This is a genomic window from Streptomyces beihaiensis (assembly GCF_026274175.1).
GTDB classification, from domain to species: Bacteria; Actinomycetota; Actinomycetes; order Streptomycetales; family Streptomycetaceae; genus Streptomyces; species Streptomyces beihaiensis.
In genome coordinates, this window is record NZ_JAPHNL010000277.1 from 18,543 (window position 1) to 44,933 (window position 26,391).

21 protein-coding genes and 2 pseudogenes are annotated in these 26,391 nt (G+C 71.3%); 10 read left to right on the forward strand and 13 right to left on the reverse strand.

Features of this window, described 5'->3' with window-relative positions; translation table 11 throughout:
- Position 1 precedes the first annotated feature (1 nt).
- Positions 2–613: a class I SAM-dependent methyltransferase gene (locus tag OFY01_RS23195; RefSeq protein ID WP_266602959.1), complete on the reverse strand. Its 612-nt coding sequence runs from the start codon at positions 611–613 to the stop codon at positions 2–4.
- An 81-nt stretch (positions 614–694) separates the two neighbouring features.
- Between OFY01_RS23195 and OFY01_RS23200 the strand changes: the two are divergent.
- The 3 genes and pseudogenes from OFY01_RS23200 to OFY01_RS23210 all read left to right on the forward strand — a co-directional run.
- Positions 695–934, forward strand: a pseudogene (locus OFY01_RS23200) (roadblock/LC7 domain-containing protein); the annotation flags it as partial.
- 16 nt (positions 935–950) lie between these two features.
- Complete coding sequence (locus OFY01_RS23205) at positions 951–1,379, forward strand: DUF742 domain-containing protein (protein ID WP_266602960.1); 429 nt, start codon at positions 951–953, stop codon at positions 1,377–1,379.
- Positions 1,360–1,712: pseudogene (locus OFY01_RS23210) on the forward strand (GTP-binding protein); the annotation flags it as partial. The gene OFY01_RS23205 and the pseudogene OFY01_RS23210, both read left to right, overlap by 20 nt.
- Here the strand turns inward: OFY01_RS23210 and OFY01_RS23215 are convergent.
- Positions 1,693–2,121 (reverse strand): PPOX class F420-dependent oxidoreductase, encoded by a 429-nt coding sequence (locus OFY01_RS23215; protein ID WP_266602961.1) that lies wholly within the window; start codon positions 2,119–2,121, stop codon positions 1,693–1,695. The pseudogene OFY01_RS23210 and the gene OFY01_RS23215 overlap by 20 nt on opposite strands.
- Positions 2,122–2,255: 134 nt before the next feature.
- Between OFY01_RS23215 and OFY01_RS23220 the strand changes: the two genes are divergently transcribed.
- Positions 2,256–2,654 carry a roadblock/LC7 domain-containing protein gene (locus OFY01_RS23220; RefSeq protein ID WP_266602962.1) on the forward strand — a complete coding sequence of 133 codons (399 nt, stop codon included), beginning with the start codon at positions 2,256–2,258 and terminating at the stop codon, positions 2,652–2,654.
- A 285-nt stretch (positions 2,655–2,939) separates the two neighbouring features.
- Here the strand turns inward: OFY01_RS23220 and OFY01_RS23225 are convergent, their stop codons facing one another.
- Both OFY01_RS23225 and OFY01_RS23230 read right to left on the reverse strand, forming a co-directional pair.
- Complete coding sequence (locus tag OFY01_RS23225; protein WP_266602963.1) at positions 2,940–3,812, reverse strand: acyl-CoA thioesterase; 873 nt, start codon at positions 3,810–3,812, stop codon at positions 2,940–2,942.
- Between the two features lie 55 nt (positions 3,813–3,867).
- Positions 3,868–6,507, reverse strand: a complete 2,640-nt coding sequence (locus tag OFY01_RS23230; RefSeq protein WP_266602964.1) for a DEAD/DEAH box helicase — start codon at positions 6,505–6,507, stop codon at positions 3,868–3,870.
- A gap of 67 nt (positions 6,508–6,574) precedes the next feature.
- Between OFY01_RS23230 and OFY01_RS23235 the strand changes: the two genes are divergently transcribed.
- Positions 6,575–7,369, forward strand: coding sequence for a metal-dependent hydrolase (locus OFY01_RS23235; RefSeq protein ID WP_266602965.1), 795 nt, complete (start codon positions 6,575–6,577; stop codon positions 7,367–7,369).
- Positions 7,370–7,392: 23 nt separating this feature from the next.
- Here the strand turns inward: OFY01_RS23235 and OFY01_RS23240 are convergent, their stop codons facing one another.
- Both OFY01_RS23240 and OFY01_RS23245 read right to left on the reverse strand, forming a co-directional pair.
- Positions 7,393–9,183 carry an ABC transporter ATP-binding protein gene (locus OFY01_RS23240; protein WP_266602966.1) on the reverse strand — a complete coding sequence of 597 codons (1,791 nt, stop codon included), beginning with the start codon at positions 9,181–9,183 and terminating at the stop codon, positions 7,393–7,395.
- The gene (locus tag OFY01_RS23245; protein ID WP_266603045.1) at positions 9,180–11,003 is read right to left on the reverse strand and encodes an ABC transporter transmembrane domain-containing protein; all 1,824 of its coding nucleotides are present in this window, start codon (positions 11,001–11,003) and stop codon (positions 9,180–9,182) included. Before OFY01_RS23245 ends, OFY01_RS23240 begins: the two co-directional genes overlap by 4 nt.
- Before the next feature lie 183 nt (positions 11,004–11,186).
- Here OFY01_RS23245 and OFY01_RS23250 point away from each other — a divergent pair, with 183 nt between their 5' ends.
- The gene (locus OFY01_RS23250) at positions 11,187–11,951 is read left to right on the forward strand and encodes a L,D-transpeptidase family protein (protein ID WP_266603047.1); all 765 of its coding nucleotides are present in this window, start codon (positions 11,187–11,189) and stop codon (positions 11,949–11,951) included.
- 15 nt (positions 11,952–11,966) lie between these two features.
- Here OFY01_RS23250 and OFY01_RS23255 read toward each other — a convergent pair whose 3' ends face one another.
- Together OFY01_RS23255 and OFY01_RS23260 are read right to left on the reverse strand one after the other, a co-directional pair.
- Positions 11,967–14,894, reverse strand: coding sequence for an FAD-binding and (Fe-S)-binding domain-containing protein (locus OFY01_RS23255; protein WP_266602967.1), 2,928 nt, complete (start codon positions 14,892–14,894; stop codon positions 11,967–11,969).
- Between the two features lie 45 nt (positions 14,895–14,939).
- On the reverse strand, positions 14,940–15,395 hold the full coding sequence (locus OFY01_RS23260; protein ID WP_266602968.1) for a MarR family winged helix-turn-helix transcriptional regulator: 456 nt from the start codon (positions 15,393–15,395) through the stop codon (positions 14,940–14,942).
- Positions 15,396–15,560: 165 nt separating this feature from the next.
- On the opposite strand from OFY01_RS23260, the gene OFY01_RS23265 reads away from it, so the two are divergent.
- Positions 15,561–17,375, forward strand: a complete 1,815-nt coding sequence (locus OFY01_RS23265; RefSeq protein ID WP_266602970.1) for an ABC transporter ATP-binding protein — start codon at positions 15,561–15,563, stop codon at positions 17,373–17,375.
- Positions 17,376–17,486: 111 nt separating this feature from the next.
- On the forward strand, positions 17,487–18,323 hold the full coding sequence (gene mltG / locus OFY01_RS23270; protein WP_266602972.1) for an endolytic transglycosylase MltG: 837 nt from the start codon (positions 17,487–17,489) through the stop codon (positions 18,321–18,323).
- A 12-nt stretch (positions 18,324–18,335) separates the two neighbouring features.
- On the opposite strand, the gene OFY01_RS23275 is transcribed toward mltG, so the two are convergent.
- Entirely contained in the window at positions 18,336–19,469 is a 1,134-nt protein-coding gene (locus OFY01_RS23275) for an NAD(P)-binding domain-containing protein (RefSeq protein WP_266602974.1), read from the reverse strand.
- 103 nt (positions 19,470–19,572) lie between these two features.
- Here OFY01_RS23275 and OFY01_RS23280 point away from each other — a divergent pair, with 103 nt between their 5' ends.
- Both OFY01_RS23280 and OFY01_RS23285 read left to right on the forward strand, forming a co-directional pair.
- Positions 19,573–19,995 carry a secondary thiamine-phosphate synthase enzyme YjbQ gene (locus tag OFY01_RS23280; protein ID WP_266602976.1) on the forward strand — a complete coding sequence of 141 codons (423 nt, stop codon included), beginning with the start codon at positions 19,573–19,575 and terminating at the stop codon, positions 19,993–19,995.
- 74 nt (positions 19,996–20,069) lie between these two features.
- Positions 20,070–20,627 carry a TerD family protein gene (locus OFY01_RS23285; protein ID WP_266602978.1) on the forward strand — a complete coding sequence of 186 codons (558 nt, stop codon included), beginning with the start codon at positions 20,070–20,072 and terminating at the stop codon, positions 20,625–20,627.
- Positions 20,628–21,085: 458 nt separating this feature from the next.
- Here OFY01_RS23285 and OFY01_RS23290 read toward each other — a convergent pair whose 3' ends face one another.
- The 4 genes from OFY01_RS23290 to OFY01_RS23305 form a co-directional block, all read right to left on the reverse strand.
- Positions 21,086–23,065: an ATP-binding protein gene (locus tag OFY01_RS23290; protein WP_266602980.1), complete on the reverse strand. Its 1,980-nt coding sequence runs from the start codon at positions 23,063–23,065 to the stop codon at positions 21,086–21,088.
- 217 nt (positions 23,066–23,282) lie between these two features.
- The gene (locus tag OFY01_RS23295) at positions 23,283–23,930 is read right to left on the reverse strand and encodes a class F sortase (RefSeq protein ID WP_266602981.1); all 648 of its coding nucleotides are present in this window, start codon (positions 23,928–23,930) and stop codon (positions 23,283–23,285) included.
- Between the two features lie 81 nt (positions 23,931–24,011).
- Positions 24,012–24,476 (reverse strand): hypothetical protein, encoded by a 465-nt coding sequence (locus OFY01_RS23300; RefSeq protein ID WP_266602982.1) that lies wholly within the window; start codon positions 24,474–24,476, stop codon positions 24,012–24,014.
- Positions 24,477–25,037: 561 nt separating this feature from the next.
- Positions 25,038–26,336: an ArsB/NhaD family transporter gene (locus OFY01_RS23305; protein ID WP_266602984.1), complete on the reverse strand. Its 1,299-nt coding sequence runs from the start codon at positions 26,334–26,336 to the stop codon at positions 25,038–25,040.
- Between the last annotated feature and the right edge of the window lie 55 nt (positions 26,337–26,391).

Here is a 26,391-nt window from a genome sequence, read left to right on the forward strand (position 1 = left end):
CTCAGCCCGTGCGGCGCGCGAGCGCCAGGAAACGCGTGTCCTCGTCGGTGTACGAGGTGAGTTCCCAGCCCGAACCGGCCAGCAGCGGCCGGAGGTTGGGCTCGGCTCGCTGGTCGTCCGGCGTGATCTGACGACCGTGGCGTGCGGCCAGCGCGGCCCGGCCGATCGGGTGGAACAGGGCCAGCAGGCCGCCGGGCTGCACCACGCGCGCCAGCTCCCGCAGATTCTCCGTCGGCCGCGGCAGGTGCGAGATCAGCCCCGCCCCGAACACCGCGTCCAGCGACTCCGTGCGCAGTGGCAGACGACCGACGTCCGCGAGCAGCAACTGGCCCTCCCGGCCACGTCCGGCCCGTACGGCGGCCGCGAGCATCTCGGGCGTCAGATCGACCCCGACGAGCACACCCGAGGGGCCCACGGCCCGGCGCAGGGCGGGCAGCGCCCGCCCGGTGCCGCATCCGGCGTCGAGCACCCGGCTGCCGGGCCGCAGCTCCAGCGAGGCGACGGCAGCGTCGAAGGCAGGGCCGTCGTCGGGGAAGCGCGCGTCCCAGTCGGAAGCCCGCGCGGCGAAAAACTCCTGTACGCGTGCGTGGTCGTCTGTGCGGTTGTCGCTCATGTGCCCATGATTGCGCAGCACGGCGGCTCATGTGCCTGATCGAAAACTCCCGATTCAGCACTATGGGCGTCGCAGGAACGTTCAGCGCGCACGTTCGACGCCGGCGCGATCGTCCGAGACCATTTCTCCGTCATGGTGGAGATGGACGACGGCTTCCTGTTCGTGGCGGCCGCGGGCGACCGTTCCTGCCTGGCTGTTCTCAGTGCCGGCACCGCGGACATCGGACTCGGCGCCTACGAGATGGCGCGCCTGGTCAAGCGCGTGGACGAACACCTCTACACCCCGGCCAGGCTCGTCGGGCGGCCGCCTGCCGTCGGCTGACGGGACGGAGGTGACCATGAACGACGGCACATTCGACACAGGGCCGTACGGCATCGGGCAGGAGCCGGGCGGCCAATGGTTCGGCCAGGAGGCGGGCCCGCTGGTCCGCCCTTATGCGATGACCGGCGGACGGACCACGGCCGGGCCGCAGGGCGCACACCTCGACATGATCGCCCTGGTGTCGGCCGTCGCGGCGGCGTCCGACGGCGCCGACGGCGCGATCCTCGCACCGGAACACCGGTCGATCCTCGAACTGTGCCGCACCGGGACGCAGACCGTCGCCGAACTCGCCGCGGACACCGACCTGCCCGTGGGCGTGATCCGCGTCCTCCTCGGCGGCCTGTTGGAACGGGGCCGCATCGAGGTCAGCGGACCCGTTCCGCCCACGCAGCTGCCGGACGAGCAGACCCTGAGAGACGTAATCGATGGACTCCGAGCACTCTGAAACCGTCGGCGCGTCGGCGGCACTGACACTGAAGATCCTGGTCGCCGGCGGGTTCGGGGTGGGCAAGACGACCCTGGTCGGTGCCGTGAGCGAGATCCGTCCGCTGCGCACCGAGGAACACCTCAGCGAAGCCGGGCAGTTCGTGGACGACACGGCCGCCGTGGAGCGCAAGACCACCACGACCGTCGCCATGGACTTCGGCCGCATCACCATCAGGTCCGGCCTGTCGCTCTACCTGTTCGGCACACCCGGGGGCAGGACCGGTTCTGGTTCCTGTGGGACGAGCTGTCACAGGCCGCGCTCGGTGCCGCCGTCAGTCGGCGAGCCCGTCGACGGCCACCACTTTGTCGACCCGGACCCGTACCACCAGTTCGCCCGGAACGCCGTTGCGCCGGCCGAACTCCTCCGCCCGGTCCGCTCCCATGTAGCGGCCACCGATCCGGGTGGCCGAATCCAGCAGTTCGCCGGGATCCTCACTGAGCTCGGCGCGGCCCTGGACGGTCACGAACGAGAACGGCGGCCTCTCGTCGTCGACGCACAGGGCGACACGGCTGTCGCGCGCCAGATTGCGTCCCTTGACCGTGTCCTTTCCGGTGTTGAACACGATGTCGCCACGGTCCACGATGAACCAGACCGGCGCGACGTGCGGACTGCCGTCCGCGCGAACGGTGGACACTTTGGCGGTGCGCGTGCCGTGCGAGACGAAAGCCCGCCATTCCTCATCGGTCATGTTGTGTGCCATGAGGCCATCCTCCTTGCTCGCGCCGCGGCGGTGGTGGAGGCTTGCGAGGCATATCTTCCGCCTCCGGCCGAAGGCGCCGCCTCTTCGGCGGCGGGGGCCACTGGGGAGCCACGAAGAAGCGGGGAGACAAGATCATGGGACAGAACGCGGGACTCGGCTGGCTGCTCGACGATCTGACGCAGCGGATGGACCACGTACGGCATGCGCTCGTGCTGTCCGACGACGGTCTGGTCACCGCGGTGAGCACAGGGCTGCGCCGCGAGGACGGCGAACATCTCGCGGCCGTGGCGTCAGGACTGCACAGTCTCGCCAAAGGGGCGGGACGCCACTTCGGCGTCGGCGGAGTACGGCAGACGATGGTCGAGTTCGACGACGCGGTGCTGTTCGTCACCGCCGCCGGGGACGGAAGCTGTCTGTGCGTGCTCAGCGCCGCCGACGCGGACATCGGCCTCGTGGCGTACGAGATGACGTTGCTGGTCAACCGCGTCGGCGAGCACCTCGGCGTGGACGCACGCCGCCCTGACCCGCACTGACAACGCAGTCGCCGGAGTTGTCCACAGGCGGCAACGGTGACCCGCGATCCGCGCTACGGTTCCTTTCGAGCAGTTACGGAGAGTGCCTGTGGATCGTGTCGGACCGACGGGGGAGACGTGCCGTGGCAACCACCGGACGATGTGCGGCCCCGCCCGGGCACGGGCGACGAACCCGTCGTGGGCGAAACGGCCCGCGGCCTGTGGAGGAGGCTGCTCGGCCGACACGGGTGAAGGCCCGAGGCCCGGGGGAGCGCCGGGCCGGCGGGCGCACGACTGCCGCCCAGGTCACCTCTCGAGCCGCCGGAACAGGCCCTCCTGCACCACCGAGACCAGCATGCGCCCCTCGACGTCGTAGATGCGGCCCCGCGCCAGGCCGCGCCCACCGGTCGCGATCGGCGACTCCTGGTCGTAGAGGAACCACTCGTCGGCACGGAAAGGGCGGTGGAACCACATGGCGTGGTCCAGCGAGGCCAGGTCGAATCCACGCGGACCCCACAGCGGCTCGACCGGCAGCCGCACGGCGTCCAGAAGCGTCATGTCGCTGGCGTAGGTCAGTGCGCACGTGTGCACCAGCGGATCGTCACCCAAAGGCCCCACGGCGCGCATCCACACGGCGCTGCGCGGCTCGGCGGCCTCGACCTCCTCCGGCGTCCAGCGCAGCCGGTCCACATAGCGGATGTCGAACGGCTGCCGGCGGGCCATGCGCTCGAGCGACTCGGGCAGCGCGCCCAGACGCTCCCTGACCTCCTCGGCGACCGTCGGCAGCGACTCCGGATCCGGAACCTTCCGCGCGGGGGGCAACTGATGCTCGAAGGCGCCCTCTTCAGGCTTGTGAAAGGAGGCGGTGAGATTGAAAATCGTGCGACCCTGCTGCACGGCCGTGACACGCCGGGTGGTGAACGACCGGCCGTCACGGACCCGTTCGACCTGGTACACGATCGGCACGCCCGGCCGGCCGGGGCGCAGGAAGTACGCGTGCAGCGAGTGCACCGGACGGGCTCCGTCCGTGGTGCGGCCCGCCGCCACCAGCGCCTGCCCGGCGACCTGCCCGCCGAACACGCGCTGGAGGGACTCCTCCGGGCTGCGCCCACGGAAGATGTTCACCTCGATCTGCTCCAGGTCGAGCAGGTCGACGAGCCGCTCCGCAGGATTCGTCATGCGTGACTCTCTCTCATGTGCACGGACGGGCACCACCGCCCGTCCGCTCCGGCGTCTACAGCTGGCCGACATCCGTCACGCGGACGACAGCGCGGCCTTCGGTGTCCGAAGCGGCCAGATCGACCTCGGCGCTGATACCCCAGTCGTGGTCCCCGTTCGGGTCGGCGAACGTCTGACGTACCTTCCACAGACCGTGCTCGGGATCCTCCTCGATCATGAGCAGCCTGGGGCCGCGGGCGTCGGGACCGGTGCCGAGATCCTCGTACTCGTCCCAGTAGGCGTCCATCGCCTCGCCCCAGGCGTCCGCGTCCCAGCCGGAGTCCGCGTCCATCTCTCCCAGCTCCTCGACGTTGTCGAGGGCCGCCAGCTCGACGCGGCGGAACATCGCGTTGCGGACGAGAACACGGAAGGCCCGCGCGTTCGCCGTGACCGGCTTGACCTGATCGGCCTTCTCCTGGGCCTCCTCGGCGGTCATCACCTCCGGGTTGGCGAGCTGCTCCCACTCGTCCAGAAGGCTGGAGTCGACCTGCCGCACCATCTCACCGAGCCAGGCGATCAGATCCTCGAGGTCCTCGCTCTTGAGATCGTCGGGCACCGTGTGGTCCAGCGCCTTGTACGCGCTCGCGAGGTAGCGCAGGACGATGCCCTCGGTGCGGGCCAGCTCGTAGAACGAGACGAACTCCGTGAAGGACAGCGCCCGCTCGTACATGTCACGGACCACGGACTTCGGCGACAGCGGATGGTCGCCGACCCACGGGTGACTGGTGCGGTAGGTGTTGTAGGCGTGCAGGAGCAGCTCTTCCAGGGGCTTCGGGTAGGAGACGTCCTGGAGCCGTTCCATGCGCTCCTCGTACTCGACCCCGTCCGCCTTCATCTGCGCCACCGCCTCGCCACGCGCCTTGTTCTGCTGGGCGTGCAGGATCTGCCGCGGGTCGTCGAGCGTGGACTCCACGACCGAGACCATGTCGAGGGCGTACGACGGCGATTCCTGGTCCAGCAGGTCGAACGCGGCGAGGGCGAACGTCGACAGCGGCTGGTTGAGCGCGAAGTCCTGCTGCAGGTCGACGGTCAGCCGCACGATGCGGCCCGTCGCGTCGGGCTGGTCGAGCTTCTCGACGATGCCGCCGTCGAGCAGCGAACGGTAGATGGCGATGGCCCGGCGGATGTGCCGCAGCTGCTGCCTGCGCGGCTCGTGGTTGTCCTCGAGCAGATGCCGCATCGCCTCGAACGCGTTGCCCGGACGCGCGATGACCGACAGCAGCATCGTGTGCGTCACCCTGAATCGCGAGGTCAGCGGCTCCGGCTCCGAGGCGATCAGCTTCTCGAAGGTGTTCTCCGACCAGGCGACAAAGCCCTCGGGTGCCTTCTTGCGCACCACCTTGCGGCGCTTCTTCGGGTCGTCGCCCGCCTTGGCCAGCGCCTTCTCGTTCTCGATGACGTGCTCGGGCGCCTGCGCCACCACGAACCCCGCGGTGTCGAACCCGGCGCGGCCGGCTCGGCCCGCGATCTGGTGGAACTCCCGCGCGCGCAGCGTGCGCACCCGGTTGCCGTCGTATTTGGTGAGGGCGGTGAACAGCACTGTGCGGATCGGCACGTTGACGCCGACGCCGAGCGTGTCGGTGCCGCAGATGACCTTCAACAGTCCCGCCTGAGCGAGCTTTTCGACGAGACGGCGGTACTTCGGCAGCATCCCCGCATGGTGGACGCCGATGCCGTGCCGGACGTAGCGGGAGAGGTTGCGGCCGAACTTGGTGGTGAACCGGAAACTGCCGATCAGCTCGGCGATCTGGTCCTTCTCCGCGCGCGTACACATGTTGATGCTCATCAGCGCCTGTGCCCGCTCCACGGCCTGCGCCTGCGTGAAGTGCACGATGTAGACGGGCGCCTGCTTCGTCTCCAGCAGCTCCGTCAGCGTCTCCGTGAGAGGCGTGACCCGGTACTCGTACGACAGCGGTACCGGGCGGGTCGCCGAGCGCACCACCGACGTGGGCCGGCCGGTGCGCCGCGTGAGGTCCTTCTCGAACATCGAGACGTCACCGAGCGTCGCCGACATCAGGACGAACTGCGCCTGCGGCAGTTCGAGCAGCGGGATCTGCCAGGCCCAGCCGCGGTCGCCTTCCGCGTAGAAATGGAACTCGTCCATCACGACCTGACCGATGTCGGCCTGCGCGCCGTCCCGCAGCGCGATGGAGGCCAGGACCTCGGCGGTGCAGCAGATGACGGGCGCGTCCGCGTTCACGGACGCGTCGCCGGTCAGCATGCCCACGTTCTCCGTCCCGAAGAGCTTGCACAGCTCGAAGAACTTCTCGGAGACCAGTGCCTTGATCGGTGCCGTGTAGAACGTGACCTCGTCGCGTGCGAGCGCCGCGAAATGCGCACCGGCCGCGATCATGCTCTTGCCGGAACCGGTGGGCGTCGAGACGATCACATTCGCCCCCGACACCACCTCGATCAGCGCCTCCTCCTGATGGGGATAGAGGGTCAGACCACGCTCCTGTGCCCACGACTCGAAGGCGTCGTAGAGGGCGTCGGGATCGGCGGTCTGCGGGAGCTGATCGATAAGGGTCACGTCACCATCTTGCCTGCCTCCCCACCCGTTCCGGCAATCGGATGTCCGTGCGAAGATCACCAACGTTACGCTGAGGCGCCGACGAGGCACCGTCGCGCGCACACCCCCCAAGGGGCAACACGGCATCCGTGCAAGGGACATGCCGTCGGGCCGCGCGCGGCCGACACACGAGGGACAGGGGCGGAAGACACTCATGATGGGACCGGCACACTCGCTGTCCGGAGCGGCGGCCTGGCTGGGGGTGGGCGCGGCAGCGGCGGCAGCCGGACACCCGATGCCCTGGCCCGTCGTCCTGGTGGGGGCGCTGATCTGCGCGGGCGCCGCCCTCGCCCCGGACCTCGACCACAAGGCGGCGACGATCTCGCGTGCCTTCGGACCGCTCTCACGAGGCGTGTGCGAGGTCGTCGACAAACTCTCGGCCACCGTCTACAAGGCCACCCGGAAGAAAGGCGACCCCAGCCGCTCCGGGGGGCACCGCACCCTCACGCACACGTGGCTGTGGGCGGTGCTGATCGGCGCCGGCACCTCCTTCGCGGCGATCACGGGAGGCCGCTGGGTCGTCCTCGGGATCCTGTTCGTGCACATGGTGCTCGCCATCGAAGGGCTGCTGTGGCGGGCCGCCCGCGGCTCCAGCAGCGACGTCCTCGTGTGGCTTCTCGCGGCGACCAGCGCCTGGATCCTCGCCGGCATACTGGACAAACCGGGCCACGGATCGGACTGGCTGTTCACCCAGCCGGGCCAGGAGTACCTGTGGCTGGGCCTGCCGATCGTGCTCGGCGCCCTGGTGCACGACATCGGCGACGCGCTCACCGTGTCGGGCTGCCCGATCCTGTGGCCCATCCCGATCGGCCGCAAGCGCTGGTACCCGGTGGGCCCGCCGAAGGTCATGCGGTTCCGGGCGGGCAGCTGGGTCGAGGTGAAGGTCCTCATGCCCGTCTTCATGATGCTCGGCGGGATGGGCTGCGCGGCCGCGCTCAACTTCATCTGAGCCCGGCCGCGCCCCCGGCGCGCTCACCCGTGCCAGGACCGCCACAGCGCGGCGTACGCACCGTCGGCCGCCACCAGCTCGTCATGGCTGCCGAGCTCGCGGATCCGTCCGTCCTCGACCACGGCGATCACGTCCGCGTCGTGCGCCGTGTGGAGCCGGTGCGCGATGGCGACGACGGTGCGGCCGTCGAGGACCCGGCCCAGGGACCGCTCCAGGTTCCGCGCGGCACGCGGATCGAGCAGCGAGGTCGCCTCGTCGAGAACCAGCGTGTGCGGGTCGGCGAGGACCAGCCGGGCCAGAGCGATCTGCTGGGCCTGCGCGGGAGTGAGTGCCACGCCGCCCGAACCGACCTCCGTGTCGAGCCCCTCGGAAAGGGCCCGCGCCCAGTCTCCGGCTTCGACCGCGCCGAGCGCCGCCCACAGCTCCGCGTCCCCGGCATCGGCGCTGGCCAGGCGCAGGTTGTCCCGCAAGGAACCGACGAACACGTGGTGCTCCTGGTTGACCAGGGCCACATGCGCCCGCACCCGCTCGGCCTGCATCCGCGACAGCTGTGCCCCTCCGAGTGTGACCCGGCCGGTGCGCGGCGCGTAGATGCCGGCGAGCAGCCGCCCCAGCGTCGACTTCCCCGCCCCGGACGGCCCGACCAGGGCGAGCCGTGTTCCGGGGGCCACCCGGAGCGACACCGTGCGCAGCACGTCGACGCCCTCGCGGTAGCCGAAATGCACGTCGTCGGCGAGCACGTCGCGCCCGTCGGGCCGCACGGACGGGTCGCCCGAGTCCGACTCGATGTCCCGTACGCCGACCAACCGGGCCAGCGAGACCTGGGCGACCTGAAGCTCGTCGTACCAGCGCAGGATCAGGCCGATCGGGTCCACCAGCATCTGCGCGATGAGCGCGCTCGTCGTGAGCTGACCCACTCCGATCCAACCCCGCAGGACGAAGACACCGCCGATCAGCAGGACGGACAGCAGCACGATGACGTGGACGGCATTGATCACGGGGAAGAGGACGGACCGCAGATAGAGCGTGTAGCGCTCCCACGCCGTCCACTCCTTGATGCGCCGCTCCGACAGCTCCACCCGGCGCCCGCCGAGCCGGTGCGCCTCCACCGTGCGTCCGGCGTCCACGGTCTCCGTGAGCGCCGCCGCGACGGACGCGTACCCGGCGGCCTCCGACCGGTACGCCGACGGCGCCCGCCTGAAGTACCAACGGCAGCCGAGCACCAGGACCGGCACCGCGATGAGAAGCGCCGGGGCCAGCGGGGGAGCTGTCACCGCGAGCCCGCCGATCAGCAGCGCCGCCCACACGACGCCGATGGACAGCTGCGGCACCGCCTCCCGCATCGCGTTGGCGAGCCGGTCGATGTCGGTCGTGATCCGGGACAGCAGGTCACCCGTCCCGGCTCGCTCGAGCACGCCCGGCGGCAGGCCGACGGACCGCACCAGAAAGTCCTCGCGCAGATCCGCCAGCATCCGCTCACCGAGCATCGCCCCGCGCAGCCGCACCTGTCGCACGAACACGGCCTGAACCACCAGCGCCAGCGCGAACAGGCCGATGGTGCGCTCAAGGTGCAGGGCGCGCAGCGCGTCAGCGCCGTCCGAGACGTCCTGCACCAGGCCGCCCAGAAGGTAGGGGCCCGCCATCGACGCCACGACCGAGACGGTGTTCACACCGATCAACAGCAGGAAGGCGCGCCGGTGACGGTGGTACAGCTCCCTCACGTAGCCGCGGACGGTGGCCGTGGTCCCGACCGGCAGCGTGCTGGCCGTGGTGGGGGCCGCCGGATCGTACTCCGGGGGCGCCACGCCGATCATGCCGTCTCCTCGATGTCGATATCACTGTCTTCTTCCGGGCCCTGAACGGCCGGGCGTACGAGGGCCTCCTCGCCCGTCTCTCGGGTGACGACCGCGCGGTACAGCGGCTCGCCGCGCACCAGTTTCCGGTGCTCACCGGCCGCCGCGACCCGCCCCTCCCGCACGAACACCACACGGTCGGCACGGTCGAGCAGCAGCGGGGACGAGGTGAACACCACCGTCGTACGCCCGCGCCGCAGCGTCCGCAGCCCCCGGGCGATGCGGGCCTCGGTGTGCGAGTCGACGGCGGACGTCGGCTCGTCCAGGACGAGCACCTCCGGGTCGGTCACCAGCGACCGGGCCAGCGCCAGGCGCTGGCGTTGGCCGCCGGACAGAGAGCGGCCGCGCTCGGTGACACGGGCGCGCATCGGATCCTCGTCGACGCAGGCCTGCGAGAGCGCGTCGAGGACATCGCCGCACTCAGCCGCCGCCAGAGCCTCCCGCGGGCCGACAGCCCCGGACGCCGGGACGTCGAAGAGCTCGGCGAGCGTGCCCGACAACAGCACCGGGTCCTTGTCCTGGACGAGCACGGCCGTACGCGCCTCTTCCAGGGACAGCTCGTCCAGCGCAACACCGCCGAGAAGCACGGACGGCTGCGCCGGACCGTCGTCGTCCATGGGCGCGTGCCCGCCCAGACGGTCGGCGAGCCGCCCCGCGGCGTCGGGGTCGCCGCAGACGACGGCCGTGAGCAGGCCCGAGGGGGCGAGCAGCCCGGTCGCCGGGTCGTACAGGTCACCTGTCGGCACACCGGCAGCCTCCCGTGCCCCGCCCTCGCCGGCGCGGGTGCCGCGATCGAGGGCCAGCACGCGGGCCGCACGCTGCGCCGAGGGCCGGGAGAACGAGTAGGCCTGTGCGATCTCCTCGAAGTGCCGCAACGGATAGGCGAGCGTCATGATCGCGCTGTACACGGTGACCAGGTCGCCCACGGCGATCCGACCCTCGCGCGCCAGATGGACGCCGTACCAGACCACGGCGATCAGCAGCAGTCCCGGAAGGAGGACCTGGACGGCGGAGATCAGAGCCCACATGCGGGCGCTGTGCACGGCGGCCTCGCGCACCTCCTGCGACGCACGGCGGTAACGGTCGAGGAACAGCTCCTCGCCGCCGATGCCGCGCAGCACGCGCAGCCCGGCGACGGTGTCCGAGGCCAGTTCGGTGGCCCGTCCCGCCTTCTCGCGCTGACGGTCGGCGCGGCGTGTCGCACGCGGCAGCAGCGGCAGGACGGCCAGTGCGAGCACGGGCATGCCGATCGCGACGACGACACCGAGCGCGGGCTGGTAGACGACCAGTCCGACCGTGGCCAGGACGACGGTGACGGCCGCCGCGAGGAACCGCGACTGCGCCTCGACGAACCAGCCGATCTTCTCCACGTCCCCGGTGGAGACCGCGACGACCTCGCCCGCGGCGACCCGCCGGGTCAGCGCGGAGCCGAGCGCGGCCGCCTTGCGGGCGAGGAGCTGCTGCACGCGTGCGGCGGCCGTGATCCAGTTGGTGACCGCGGTGCGGTGCAGCATCGTGTCGCCGAGGGCGATCCCTGCGCCGAGCAGAACGATCAGACCGCCCGCGGCGGCCAGGCGGGACCCCGAGCCGTCGACGACCGCCTGTACGGCGTATCCGACGCCGTACGGAAGTCCGGCGACCGAGGCGAAGTGGAGCAGCCCCCAGGCCAGGGAGCGGAGCTGGCCGCGGAGCTGGTTCCGGCCGAGCCAGAACAGGAACCGAGGCCCGGAGCGCGCGTCGGGCACGCCGGGGTCGGGGTACGGAAGGTCGGAGATCTGCATGACGTCCCAGGACTCGAAACGGGGACCGTGGGTGAGATTCGGTCGTGGCAAGCCGTGAAAGGTTCGCGTCCCACCGTGACCGGAGGCAAACGGTTTTCCGTCCCCCGCGAAGAATCGGCCCCCGCACCGCGGAATCCTGGGCCGGCGCGGTGCGGGCCGGGACGTGGTGCGACGATGGACCGCATGCGTGGTGCGGGTTCGGTGGTGCGGGCGGGTGCCGTGACGGCGGCGTTCGGGGTTCTTCTGGCGACGGTCGGGGCATGCGGTGCCGACGGCGGCGGCAGGAGCGAGGGCGACAAGCCGGCCGCGAGAGAACGGGGTTCGGCGGGCGGGGCACAGAGCGACAAGGCGCGCACAGTCGCCCCCGGGCGCATCCCCGGTGTGGGGGAGCGCTACTGGCAGCAGATACCGGACGACACACGGCAGGCCGTCGTGGTCTACGGCGACGGCAAGAACTCAGGGAACGCGACCATCGCCCTGTACACCAAGTCCGGCGGCAGCTGGAAGAAGCAGCGCGACTGGTCGGGTCACAACGGAAAGAAGGGCTGGACGACCGACCACCACGAGGGCGACCGGCGCAGCCCCGTCGGGGTGTTCACCCTCTCCGACGCCGGCGGCGTACTCGCCGATCCCGGCGCCAAGCTCCCGTACACACGCTCGGCCGCGTTCCGGGCTCCGCGCACCTGGTCCACGTCGTACTGGCACGACTTCGACTACGTGATCGCCATCGACTACAACCGGGTCAAGGGCACCCCGCCCAACGATCCGACCCGCCCCCAGGGCCAGTCCAAGGGCGGCGGCATCTGGCTGCACATGGACCACGGCAGCGGCACCTCCGGGTGTGTCAGTCAGTCGCGGGCGAACATGGCCTACCTGCTCAAGACGCTCGACCCCGCTCAGCACCCGGTCGTCGTCATGGGTGACAAGGCCGACCTTCAGGCGCCCTGACCGGCCACCGCTGCGTCACGGCGGACCGGGGCGCGTGGCCCGCTCCAGTTCGACGAGCACGGAGTGGTACGAGCGGCCCGTCGCGTGGTCCATGCCGACCTCGCACATCCGGTTCGCCGACAGATACGCGTCGTAGAAGCGCGACCCGACCTCGGCGGCCTCCTTGCGGGTCGCGGACTCGGTGAGCTCCTTGTGGAGCATCCCGCGGTCGCCGGCGAACGCGCAGCAGCCCGCGTCGTCGGGGACGACCACCTCGTGCGCGCACGCCTCGGCGACGGCCTTCAAGTGTCCGACGTCCCCCAGGTGTTCCATGGAACAGGCCGGGTGGAGCACGGCCGAGCCCACCACGCGCCGTACCTCCAGACGGGGCAGCAGTTCCTCGGCCGCCCAGACGATCGAGTCGACCACCGTCAGCTCCGCGTGCAACTCGCGGTTGTCGTCGGTGAGATACGGCACGACCTCGTGGGCGATGCCCAGCGTGCACGACGAGGCATCCACGACCAGGGGGAAGCGGCCGCCGGCGGTCCAGCCCCAGGCCGCCTCCACGATCCGGTTCGCCATGATCGTGTTGCCCTCCTCGTAGCCCTTGGAGTGCCAGATCGTGGCACAGCAGGTGCCCGAGACATCACCGGGAATCCAGACCGGCCTGCCCGCGCGAGAGGAGACCGCGACAACGGCGTGCGGGAGCGACACGGCACCGGGCGAAGCGAAAATACGGTTCACACACGCCGGGTAGTAGACGGCCGCGGCACCCACGCGCGCGGTGCGCGGCAGCGTACGCGCGGCGGCCCCCGGGATCCGCGGCAGCCACTCGGGCACCAGGTCGGGGCGGACCGCCTTGCGGGCGGCGCCGGTGAGGGACGTGAGCAGCCGGTCGCTGATCTTGTCGGCGGCCGCGACGGCGAGGCGCGCGGACGCCTCGACGGCCTTGAAACGCCGTGCGGTGAACGCCGCCGCCTTCTCCTCACGCGGGCTGTGCCGCGCGTGCCGCAGATCCTTCATGAACGCGCCGGTGTCGATGCCCACGGGGCAGGCCAGCTTGCACGTCGAGTCCCCGGCGCAGGTGTCCACGGCGTCGTACCCGTACGCGTCGATCAGCTCGCGCTCGACCGGCGAACCGGACGGCTGACGGGTCATCTCGCGGCGCAGCACGATCCGCTGGCGCGGCGTCGTGGTCAGGTCCTCGCTGGGGCAGGTGGGCTCGCAGAATCCGCACTCGATGCACGGGTCCGCGACCGCCTCCACCGTGGGGATCGTCTTGAGACCACGCAGATGGGCCTGTGGATCACGGTCCAGGACGATGCGCGGGGCCAGGACGCCGTCGGGGTCGATGACCTGTTTTGTGCGCCACATCAACTCCGTGGCCCGTGGGCCCCATTCGAGCTCAAGGAAGGGAGCGATGTTGCGCCCCGTGGCGTGCTCGGCCTTGAGCGAACCGTCGAACCGCTCGACCGTGAGGCGGCAGAAATCGTCCATGAAGGCCGCGTACCGCTCCACGTCCTGCGGGCGGGCCGCGTCGAACGCCAGCAGGAAGTGCAGGTTGCCGTGCGCCGCGTGCCCGGCCACCGCCGCCTCGAAGCCGTGCCGTGTCTGGAGGTCGAGCAGTTCCTCGCAGGCCTCGGCCAGGCGGGCGGGCGGCACCGCGAAATCCTCAGTGATCAGCGTCGTCCCTGAGGGACGTGAACCGCCCACCGCCGTCACGAACGCCTTGCGAGCCTTCCAGTACCCGGCGATCGTCTTCGCGTCGCGTGTGAACGCGTTGGTGACGGAGTCGACGGGCGCCACCAGGTCGAGCCCCTTGAGCACCTCGGCGGCAGCGGCCTCGTAGGCGGCCTGCCGCTCCTCGTTCGGCGCGCGGAACTCCACGAGCAGCGCCGTCGTGTCCTTGGGCAGCCGGGCCCAGTCCCGGGGCACGCCCGGCACGCTGACCGAGGCGCGCAACGTGTTGCCGTCCATGAGCTCGACGGCCTGCGCCCCCGCCTCGTTGAACGCGGGCACCGCCGCGGCGGCCGCGGGCAGCGAGGGGAAGAACAACAGTGCCGTCGACGCCTTCCGGTCCAACGGCAGCGTGTCGAAGACGACTTCGCAGATGAACCCGAACGTGCCCTGCGAGCCCACCATGAGCCCGCGCAGGATCTGCGCCGGCGTCGCCCCGTCCAGGAAGGCGTCCAGGCGGTATCCGTTGGTGTTCTTGATCTCGTACTTGGCGCGGATCCGCCGAGTGAGTTCCGTGTCCGCCTCGATCTCCCGCTTGATCGCGAGCAGCCCCTCGCACAGTCGGGGCTCGGCGTGCGCGAGTTCCTCGTCCGCCCGCGGGTCGGCGGTGTCCACGACGGTGCCGGACGGCAGGACGAAGGTGAGCGAGGCGAGCGTACGGTACGAATTGCGGGTCGTGCCCGCCGTCATCCCCGAGGCGTTGTTGGCCACCACACCGCCGACCGTGCAGGCGATGGCGCTCGCCGGGTCCGGGCCGAGGATCCGGCCGTGCCGGGCCAGGGTGACGTTGGCGCGCATCACCGTCGTGCCCGGACCGATCCGGGCCCGCGCACCGTCGTCCAGGACCTCGACCCCGGCCCAGAACTTGCGGACGTCGACCAGGATGTCCTCGCCCTGCGCCTGCCCGTTCAGCGACGTGCCCGCCGCGCGGAAGACGACCTCACGACCCTTGCCGCGCGCGTACGACAACACGGCCGACACGTCGTCCACGTCCTGGGCGACGACCACCACCTGCGGCACGAAGCGATAGGGGCTCGCGTCCGACGCGTACCGCACCAGGTCCGAGATGTTCGTGAGCACCTTCTGCTCGCCGAGGAGGGCGGTCAGCTCCGAGCGCAGCGGCTCCGGCGTGCCGCCCGCCTGCCGGTCCGAGACCCGGTCGGGGGCCGGGCCCGCGGGACGGGTCGCGGGGCGCAGTGCTTCCGGTTTCGGCTCCAGCAGCGGCATGGCCTCTCCTTCGCGGTGGCGCGGCGACGGTGCTCGGTCGTCCTGTCAGTGGTCCGGTGGGCGCGAGGTGTCGAGGGGGGACTCGAACAGCGCGTTCAGCAAGACGGTCAGCTGCGCGCGCTGCTCCGCGTCCAATGGGGCAAGGATCTCCTCTGCCGCCGCCCGGCGCGCGCTGCGCAGCTCCCGAAGGGCGGCCCTGCCGTGCTCGGTCAGCTCGATCCGGATGACCCGGCGGTTGCCCGGGTCGGGGACCCGGCGCACCATGCCCGCCCCCTCGAGACCGTCCACGACGCTGGTCACGGCGCGCGGTACGACCTCGAGCCGCTGCGCCAGGTCGGCCATGCGCGGCGGGGTCTCGTAGTGCACGAGCGTGCGCAGCAGCCGTGACTGCGCGGGGGTGATTCCCACCGGTTCGAGCTGTCGCTTCTGGATGCGGTGCAGGCGGCGGGTGAGCCGCAGCAACTGCTCGGCGAGGAAGCCGTCGGCGTCCGGTGTGTTCATGGCGGAACATTATCAGGACCTCGTGCATTGTGAGTATAGGTAACAATGAGCTATGCTCCTCGAAGTCGGCCGATGCTCGCCCGGTGCCGGGCGTCGCACGGCCGCGATGCTTCGTCGCGATGCTTCGTCGTGATGCCTTGTCGTCGATCGGCCCGTAGGAGGCCCATGCAGCGCCACGAAATCAACTGGACGCCGCCCCCCGATGCGGTCGCGTCGGGGCAGCCGCGGCAGATCCGCCGCATCCTTTCCCTCTTCCGTCCCTACCGCGCACGGCTCGCCCTCGTCGGTCTGCTCGTGTGCGCCGCCTCGCTCGTCACGGTCGCCACGCCCTTCCTGCTCCGCGAGATCCTCGACGTGGCCATCCCCGAGCGGCGCACCGGGCTGCTCACCCTGCTGGCCCTCGGGATGATCGCCAGTGCCGTCGTGACCAGCGTCTTCGGCGTGCTGCAGACTCTCATCTCCACGACGGTCGGCCAGCGCGTCATGCACGACCTGCGCACTGCCGTCTACGGACGCCTGCAGAGCATGTCCCTCGCCTTCTTCACCAAGACCCGCACGGGCGAGGTCCAGTCACGCATCGCCAACGACATCGGCGGCATGCAGGCGACCGTGACCTCCACAGCGACCTCACTGGTCTCGAACGTGACGAGCGTGACCGCCACCATCGTGGCGATGGTCGCCCTCGACTGGCGCCTCACGATCGTCTCCCTGCTCCTGTTGCCGGTCTTCGTCTGGATCAGCCGCCGTGTCGGGCGCGAGCGGAAGAAGATCGCCACACGCAGGCAGAAGCAGATGGCCGCGATGGCCGCCACCGTCACCGAGTCGCTCTCCGTGAGCGGCATCGTGCTCGGCCGCACCATGGGCCGCGCCGACTCGCTCACCGCGTCCTTCGCCGACGAGTCGGAGCAGCTGGTCGACCTTGAGGTCCGCTCCAACATGGCGGGCCGGTGGCGGATGGCTGTCATCAGCATCGTCATGGCCGCGATGCCCGCCGTCATCTACTGGGCGGCCGGCATAGCCCTGCAACTCGGCGGGCCCACCATCTCCATCGGCACGCTCGTCGCGTTCGTGTCGCTGCAGCAGGGCCTGTTCCGCCCGACCGTGAGCCTGCTCCAGACCGGAGTGCAGATCCAGACCTCGCTCGCCCTGTTCCAGCGCATCTTCGAATACCTCGACCTGCCCGTCGACATCACTGAGCGGGACAACCCGGTGCGCCTCGACACCATCAAGGGCGACATCCGTTTCGAGGGTGTCGAGTTCCGCTACGACGCCGCCGACGAGCGGCACCGTCCGATCCTCGACGGCATCGACCTGACCGTGCCGGCGGGCAGCAGCCTCGCCGTCGTCGGCTCGACCGGCGCGGGCAAGTCCACGCTCAGTCACCTGGTGCCCCGGCTGTACGACGTCACGGGCGGCCGGGTGACCCTCGACGGGGTCGACGTACGTGATCTGGACTTCGACACCCTCGCGCGCGCGGTCGGCGTCGTCTCGCAGGAGACCTATCTCTTCCATGCCTCGGTCGCCGAGAACCTGCGCTTCGCCAAGCCCGACGCGACCGACGAGGAGGTGTACGCCGCGGCCCGAGCGGCCCAGATCCACGACCACATCGCCTCGCTGCCCGACGGTTACGACACCGTGGTCGGCGAGCGCGGTCACCGCTTCTCCGGCGGCGAGAAGCAGCGCCTGGCGATCGCGCGCACCATTCTGCGGGACCCGCCGGTGCTCATCCTCGACGAGGCGACCAGTGCCCTGGACAACCGCACGGAACGCGCCGTGCAGGAGGCCATCGACGCGCTGTCGGCCGACCGCACCACCCTGACCATCGCCCACCGGCTCTCCACGGTCCGTGGCGCGGACCAGATCGTCGTCCTGGACGGCGGACGGGTGGCCGAACGGGGCACGCACGAGGAGCTGCTCGCACTCGACGGTCGGTACGCGGCGCTGGTGCGGCGCGACACCCAGGTGGAGGCGGTGGTGTGAGCCCCGAGTGGGGGAAGGGAGCGGGTGGCACGCTGACCCACCTGGGGCAGTCCCGGCCGTTGAGATGAAAATATGCCGGGTTTGTCCGGTAAGGGGCGTTACCTTTCCGGCATGCTGAACGAGACTCCGCGACGGAGCACCATCCGACTCACGCCCAGAGGCCGTATCGCCCTCATCGCGACCGGGGCCGTCGTGGCGGCCACCGCCGTCGCGGTGCCGCTGACGCTGTCAGGTGACGACGGGGGGCGGCCGAAGGCGCTGACCATTCCGGAGGGCTGGCGCTCGGGCCAGGTCTACGAGGCTGTGGACAAGGCGCTCGGAGTGGCGCCCGGCACCACCAGGAAGGCTGTGCCCAAGGCGGGCCTCAAGCTTCCGGGGGACGCCGGCGGAAACCCCGAGGGCTACCTCTTCCCGGCGACCTATCCGCTCAACGACAAGTCGACGCCGACAACGCTCCTTTCGTACATGGTCAACACGGCCAACAAGAAGTTCCAGGCAGCCAAGACCACGGCGGGCGCCGACCTCAACGCCGTGAACCTGTACCAGACCGTCACCATCGCGAGCATCGTGGAGGCGGAGGCGGACAACGTGGCGGACATGGGCAAGGTCGCCCGCGTCATCTACAACCGACTCGACCACGGAATGCCGTTGCAGATGGACTCGACGCTCAACTACGCGCTGGGCCGTTCCACCGTGCGCACCAGCGCCAAGGACACCAAGAAGGACAACCCGTACAACACCTATACGCGGATGGGTCTGCCGCCGTCGCCCATCGGTAACCCGGGTGAACAGGCCATGAAGGCGGCCGAGCACCCCACGCCCGGAAACTGGCTGTACTTCGTGACCGTGAAGCCGGGCGACACCCGGTTCACCGCGGACTTCGCCGAACACCAGAGGAACGTGGCCGAGTTCAACAAGAACCACGCCGCCGCGAAGGCTTCCAGCTGAGCCGAGGCGGACTCACGCCACCGCCGTCACGGGAGTCTCCGCGGCCGTAGGAGCCGGCACAGGGGCCGGGTCCCGCGCGAGCCTGCGGCGAATGTCGTGGACGGCCGCGCGCCCGGCGCGGCTGGCGCCGATGGTGCTCGCCGACGGGCCGTACCCCACGAGGTGGACGCGCGGGTCGAGCGCCGTGCGGGTTCCCTCCATCCGGATGCCGCCGCCCGCCCCGCGCAGTCGCAGCGGCGCGAGGTGGTCGAGCGCGGGGCGGAATCCGGTGGCCCAGAGGATGACGTCGGCCGCGATGTCACGCCCGTCGTCCCAGGCCACGCCGGTCGGGGTGACGCGGTCGAACATCGGCAAGCGGTCGAGGGTCCCGTCGGCGCGCGCGGCGCGGATGGTGTCGTTCACCGCAAGCCCGGTCACCGAGACGACGCTCAGGGGCGTGAGCCCCTGCCGTACCCGTTCCTCGACCAGCGCGACGGCGGCGCGGCCGCGTTCCTCGTCGAAGGGGCCCTCGCGGAACACGGGCGGCCTGCGCGTCACCCAGGTCGTCTCGGCGGCGTGCGGGGCGATCTCCAGCAGATGCTGAGTGCCGGACGCCCCGCCGCCCACCACCACGACCCGCTTTCCGGCGAACGCGTCGGGCCCCGGGTACTGGGCGGTGTGCAGCTGCCGCCCGCGAAAGGTCTCCTGCCCGGGGTAGCGTGGCCAGAACGGCCGGTCCCACGTCCCGGTCGCGTTGATGAGCGAGCGCGTCGTCCACACCCCGTCCGAGCTCTCGACGAGCAGCCGCCCATCGCCCGCCTCGCGCACCTTGCGCACATCGACCGGCCTGCGGACGCGCAGGTCGAACGCCTCCTCGTACGCCGAGAAGTACTCACCGACGACCTGCGAGGAGGGGCGGGCGGGGTCCGCCCCGGTGAGCTCCATGCCCGGCAGGGAGTGCATCCCGTGCACCTTGGCGTACGTGAGCGACGGCCAGCGGAACTGCCAGGCGCCGCCCGGCCGGGGCGCATGGTCGAGGACGACGAAGTCGCGCCCCGGCTCGAACCCCGTGCGGCGCAGGTGGTATGCGGCGGACAAGCCCGCCTGACCGGCGCCGACGACCACCACATCGACCTGCCGCGCGTCCGTGTCGCTCTGCCGCTCCATGTGATTCACACTGCTGCCAACTGCGCGGGAACCGAGAAACTTCCCGCCCCGACCGGCCGACGCCGGTCAGCCCCGACGCCAGCCGGTGCGCGAGAATGCCCTCATGTCTGATGCCTTCACGACGCGCGTCCTGAACGTCACCACCGGCTCCAGCGAACAGGTCGTCGACCTCACCCGCGACTGCGAGTCGTTCCTGGGCGAAGCAGCCCAGGGGCGTGACGGCCTCCTCAACATCTTCGTCCCGCACGCCACCGCGGGCGTCGCCGTCATCGAGACGGGCGCCGGCAGCGACGACGACCTCCTCGCCACCCTCCACACCCTCCTCCCGGCGGACGACCGCTGGCAGCACCGCCACGGCACACCCGGCCACGGCCGCGACCACGTCCTCCCGGCGATCGTGCCACCGCACGCCACGCTGCCGGTGGTGGCGGGCCGCCTCGAGCTGGGGACGTGGCAGTCGGTGTGCCTGGTCGACACGAACAAGGACAACCCGCGGCGCCAGGTCCGGCTGTCGTTCCTCGCGTGACCGGGTCCCGACACGTCAGGAAGGCATCAAAGTCCCGTTCGGAACGCATACTTGTGATGCGGGGAGGTCCCGCGATGCTGTCCGAGAGGTGCGGCGCGGTGAGTGGTGGGGGCCAGGAGTTGGGCAAGACAGAGGTGCGGCTGCGGTGGGATCCGAGCCCGTGGGGGGAGGCGCCCCGGCATCTTGACATCATCGCCGCCGCCTACCCGGCGGACGACCCTTACGGGCGGCCGATGAACGTCGTGCACTACGACAGCCGTTCGCCGGACGGGACCATCACCATGAAGCGGCACAGCCAGACCGGCATGGGCCTCGGCTTCGTCGAGGTGATGGTGCTGGAGTTCGAGCGCATGTCGGCCGCTTACGGCCGGGTCGTGGTCGGTGTGGCCATCCACCAGAACGACGGGCCCCGGGCCTTCGGTGACATCTCCAACGCCGGTGTCCAGGTCGTGGAGGGGTACCGGAAACTGCTGGAGGACGACTTCTCGGGAGTCGCCGACGCGACGGCCGCGACCGTGGCGGAGTTCACCAGGGGCGCGACCGGGGAGTGGGAGCTGCATGAGCTGATCCGGGGCTTCGACAGCGACCCGGTTCTCTTCATGTCGGAAATGGGCAGCCGTCCGACCACGTGACCTCGCGGTGGTTGCGCGCGTCCCCCCTCGCCCGTGGCCCGGCTCCCCATGGGCACCTTCCATAGGCTCGGCCGCGTGCTCGGGCTGCCGACGACACGCGTGGAAATCCGGAGCCGGAGCCGGAGCCGGAGCCGGAGCCAGGGGGCGAGACCTCCTCGCCGTCGGCCGAGCGGCCACCGCCGAAGCGGCGGCCACGCACGACATGCCGTGCGTCGTGACGGCGGAGACGGCCGCCGACCCGCTCGTGACCGGCGACGCCTGCACGCGGGCGCACGCGAAGCAGCCGCTCACCGCACGGCCCCGCATCACGGGTCGCCGGGGCCCCGCGTGACCTCTGATCCCGCCCTCTTCGGCAGAGTTCTCCCCCGGCCGGTCCGAGCATGGGTGCGGGGCAGCCGGCAGGTGAAGGCGGGGGCGCCGCGACGGGATCCCGACAAGTCCTGCCGAGGCCCCCTGCCTCAGGCCACCGCGAGCGCGTGGACGGTCGGGGCGGTCGGCGGTGCCGGTGCGCGGCCGGTTCGCAGCTCGTGCAGGAGCTCCCGGGTGAGGGCCACCCCGGCGGGGGCACCGAGCGCCTTCGCGTCGGCGAGCACCCGGCTGGCTCTGCGCCACGCCTTGGACTTGTTGCCGCGGAGGTGGTCGATGAGCGCGAGGGCGTACCCCGTCGTGCACCGGACCCACAGGTCGTCCCGGGCCGCCGGATCGCTGAGGGCGCGGCGCAGGCACGCGCGGGCGCGAGCGGGATCGGAGCGCGCCTCGTTGCAGGCGAGGACGGCGCGGCTGATCGCGGCCGCGGGCCCGCGCAGGGGGCGCCGGGAGGCGAACAGCACGGCGTCCTCGAGGTGGCTGACGGCCCGGTCCCGGTCGCCGGCCAGCGCGTAGTGGATGCCGAGGGCGTCGGAGATCTGGCCGAGCAGGCCGAGGTCGTTCTCCGCGACGGCCGCCCGGGACGCCTCTCCCAGGACGAGCGGCGCCTCCGGGCGGCCCAGGCGCGCGGCGAGCCAGCCCTCCAGCCACAGCGCGGCCGCGGGCACGGTGACCTGTTCGTGACGGGCCGTCCGGAGCAGGCCGCGCACCAGGGCGTGCCCGGTGGCCGGATGCCCGCACACGCCCCACCAGAACCACAGGTCGACCGCGAGCGCGAGGGCGTCCTCGACACGGCCCCCGTGCACCGTGCTCCGCACGAGCGCCGCGCGCAGATCGGTCGCGCAGCCGCGCAGCAGGTCGAGGGCGACGGTCGGGTGGCCGCTGTACCAGAGGTCGGCGGCCGCGTCGCCGAGGCTGCACTGCCAGGCGAAGTGCCGGTCGACGGCGGTCGGCCACTCGGCCGCCGCCCGCAGACAGCCCCGCCCGAAGTCGCGGCAGGCCGGGTTCATCCGGTAGCGGACGGGGACCACGCCGCCCGGGTCCTTCGCCGCTTCCAGGACGGACATCGTGGCGAGCCGCGACAGCACGGACGGCACACGTGCCGTCGGAACGTCCAGGCTCTGGCAGACGAACATGGCGGCGGCCTCGTCGAACTCGCCCGCGAACACACTCGCCCTGGCCCACACGATGCGCTCGTCCCGTTCCAGGTGCCCGTAGACCGCACCCGCCGCCCGGTCCATCGAGCGGTGCCGCGCCGGGCCCTCCCGCTCGTCGTCGCGCAGCCACCCCACTCCGGTGGCCAGCAGCGCAGCCACCTCCGCGACGGACCGTCGTCGCGTCTGGCGCGCGGCGAGCTCCAGCGCCAGCGGCACGCCGCCGGTCCGCCGGCACACATCGGCGACGCAGTCGTCGCCCGCCGACGGCGTCAGGCTCCCGCCCCACCGCCGCGCCCCCTCCATGAACATCCGCACGGCGGGTCCGTGCACGGCGGCGTCGACCCGCTCCGGCCCGTCCGCCCGCTCCGCCCCTTCGAGTCCGTCACCCTCATACATCGGCAACGGACCCAACCGCACCACCTGCTCCTGACCGACCCCCAACGGTTGCCGCGCGGTCACCAGGACGACCAACTCAGGGTGTGTCTCCAGCAGTTCCCGTACGAACCCGATGCAGGCCAGGCGCACCGGGTCGGCGTCGTCGAGGAGCAGCAGACCCCGTCCGCCGCGCCCGCCCCGCCACTCGGCGAGCGCTGTCCGCACCCTGTCCTCGGCCGCTGCCGAGGCCCCGGTGGACGTCGCCGCCGCGTCAGGCTCCGGTGTGGACATCGCCGCCGCCTCAGGCTCCGGTTCCGGCCACAGGCGCAGCCGCAGCACCTCGCCGTCGAAGTGGTCCGCCGCCTCCCGGGCCAAGGCGCTCTTGCCGATGCCCGCGGCGCCCGTGACGGTCACCAGCGCCTGGGAGCACAGGAGTTCGTTCACCGTGCGCAGGTCCTCGCCGCGCCCGATCAGGCGCGTCCGGTGCGCGTCGTCCCCCGCCCGCCGTGGACCGGGGAGTCGGCCCGTCAGCCGATCCATCGCTTTCCCGCCCGTCTCGTACCGGATGACCGTCGGCCTCTCGTGGGAGCTGACGTCCCGCCATCTTCAACTGCAGAGACGTTCCTGCACCGCGAACGCCCAGAAATCCAAACGCCCGGGCCCGGCTGTGGTAACGCGCGGCCGGGATTCGGCAACTGGACGAGTGACCGGACGGCGTGACCGGACGGCCTCGGCGGGGCGGCCTCGGCGGGAGGGCTCAGCCCACCAGGTGTGCCGAGACCACCACGTTTCCCTTGTAGCGCTGCCGGGCGTGGTCGAAGCCGCCGCCGCAGGTGATGAGGCGCAGCTCGGGGCGGCCGGTGTCCGCGTAGACCTTGTCGTCGGGGAAGTGGGCGGCGGAGTAGACGTCGATCCGGTCGATCGAGAAGTGCGCGGTGCGGCCGTCGGCGCGGGTGACCGCGACCTTCATGCCGGGCTTGAGGGCGCCGAGATCGTAGAAGACGGCGGGGCCGGTGGGGATGTCGACGTGTCCCGCGATGATCGCGGTGCCACGGGTTCCGGGCGAGGGGCCGCCGGCCCACCAGCCCGCCAGGTTCTTGTCGTCCTCGGGCGGCGCGGCCAGACGCCCGTCGTCGTCGAGCGCGAGTCTCGTGAGGGGCGCGTCCACGTGGATGGCCGGGACGGTGACCCGCAGCGGCTTCGAGGCGGGCAGCGGCGCGGCGGCGCTCGCGGCGTGCGCGGAGCCCCGGCCGGTGTGCTGCGCCGCCGCGCTCGGCTGGGGAGGGCCCGACGGCCGTTCGGCGACGGTGAACGCGAACGCCACGGTGCCGGTCACGGCCAGCACGAGCCCCCTGAAGAACCGGCCGGCGAGCGACGGCCTGCGGACCTGAAGATCGGTGGCCACGACCCGTTCCCTCCGTGGGACGCGCGCCCCGCCGTGCCGCGGCGCACACACGGCGGCAGGGCGGAGCGCGGTGCGTGCGTGTCAGTGCTGGCGGCTGTGGCCCCGGCGGCGTACGGCGAAACCCGCGGCGGCCGCGACGGCGAGGCCGCCCACGGCGGCCAGGGCGGGGACACCGGCCGGGTCGGTGCTCGTGGAGCCGGTACCGGTGTGCATGGCGCCGCTGGGCTTCTTGCTCGCGGGTGGCGTGGAACTCGGCGACGTCGGTTTCATGCTCTGGTCGCCGCAGGCGCGCTGGGCCTGCGAGGCGAGCGAGTCGGCCTTCTGCTTGAGCTGGTCGACGTTGTCGCGTTCCGCCTTCCCGGGGTGGCCACCGTCGTCGATCGTCTTCTGGTAGTCGGCGAGGGCCGACTTGTAGTCGGACTCGGCCTTCTGCGCGGCCGCGGTGGCCGGGTCGCACTGGCTGTCGGACGCCGAGGCGAGGGGAGCGGTGAACAGAAGAGCGGTGCCGGCGAGGACGGTGCCGGTGGCTATCTTCAGCGTACGCATCGGGAGAACCTCCAACGCGGCGGCCGCGGCACACCACATGCCGCTCACTGACCGCCCGCGTCCCGAACACAACCCCTGTCCCCACAGCCCCGCAGGCCGCATGGGCCGCAAGTGCTTAGGGCCCCCGCGCCGTTCACCGGGGAAAGCGCAGCTCAGTGCCGCGGGTGTAGTCCCTCGGGGTGAAACGTGCCGGACTGACCCGAACGGGCCACCCGGTTCAGCGGCGCCATCATCGGTGCGGTGGGGGATTCGGACCGACGCGGGCGCCTGTCGGGGGCAGGTCGGACCCGGTCGACCGTGCCGATCGGCGCCGCCGAGCGCGGTCCGTTGCGCCTGGCCGCGAGGCGGAGGAGGAGCGGCGACGCGCGCAGCGTCGGCAACCGACGACAACGCCGCAGGTCGGCGTGGCGGGTCCGGCGACCCCGACAAGATCCGGCCGGAGGGGCGCCCTGGGCCCCGCCGCCGCGGTCCACGCCGCGGTCGTAAGTATCCGCGCTCAAGATCCGGAAGTTTCAGGCCGCGTCGACGCAAGGCCACCCAGCTCGACCGAAGGCTCCCGGCTCACCCGAACGCGAAGTACCGCAGCCAGACATATCCCGCCGACACCGTCACCGTGACCGCCGTCACGATCAGGCCGTACTTCGTGAACTGCCAGAACGAGATGGGCTGGCGATTGCGCTCGGCGATACCGAGCACGACGACGTTGGCGCTCGCGCCGATCGCGGTGGCGTTGCCGCCCAGGTCGGCGCCGAGGGCGAGGGCCCACCACATGACGTGGTCGTTCGCCCCGCCCATGTCACGGACCAGATCGGCGGTGATCGGCGCCATCGTCGCCACGTACGGGATGTTGTCGACGATGCCGGACAGCGCGGACGACGCCCACAGCAGCACCATCGAGCCGCCCAGCTCGCTGCCCCCGATCACGTCGGCGAGCGACTTGGAGACCTGGCTGATCACTCCGGTCTCGATCAGGCCGCCGATCATGACGAACAGGCCCGCGAAGAAGGCGAGCGTGGGCCACTCGACCTCGGTGAGCACCTCACCCGTCTCCACGGCCGAGATGGCCACCAGCAGCCCCGCGCCGAGCAGCGCGACGATGCTGGGCGCGTAGCCGAGCACAGGATGGAGGACGAACCCGGCGACCACCAGGGCCAGCACCATGAGCCCCTGCACGAGCAGTCGTGGGTCCTTGATCGCCTCGCGCTCCTCCAGGGCCATCACGTCCGCGGCCCGCGCCGCGTCGAAGACGAACGACTTACGGAACATCACCCGGCACAGCAGGATCAGTACCACGGTCAGCACCGCCGACAGCGGGGCGAGGTGGACCAGGAAGTCGTTGAACGTCAGGCCCGCGCGGCTGGCGATGATGATGTTCGGCGGGTCACCGACCAGCGTCGCCGCACCGCCGATGTTCGAGGCGAAGACCTCCGCGATGAGGAACGGCGCCACCGGCAGCGCGAGCCGCTCACAGACGAGCAGCGTGACCGGGGCGACCAGCAGCACCGTCGTGACGTTGTCGAGCAGCGCCGAGGCCAGGGCCGTGATCACGATGAGCATGACCATCACCCGGAAGGGCTTCGCGCGCGCCCGTTTCACCGCCCAGATGGCCAGGTACTCGAACATGCCCGTCTTCTTGAGCACACCGACGATCATCATCATCCCCATGAGCAGGAAGATGACGTTCCAGTCGATGCCCGATTCCTCGGAGTAGAAGGCCGACCCGTCGTCGGTGGCTCCGACGGCGAGCATCAGGCCCGCGCCGCCCAGGGCCGCGGCGACGCGGTGGACCTTCTCGCTGATGATGAGCGCGTACGCGCCGACGAAGACGGCGATCGCCGCCCAGCTGTGCCAGTCGTTCACGGTCCTCCGATGGTGGTTCGTCCGGCTCGGTCCTCCCGGTCGGCGCGCCGGCCTT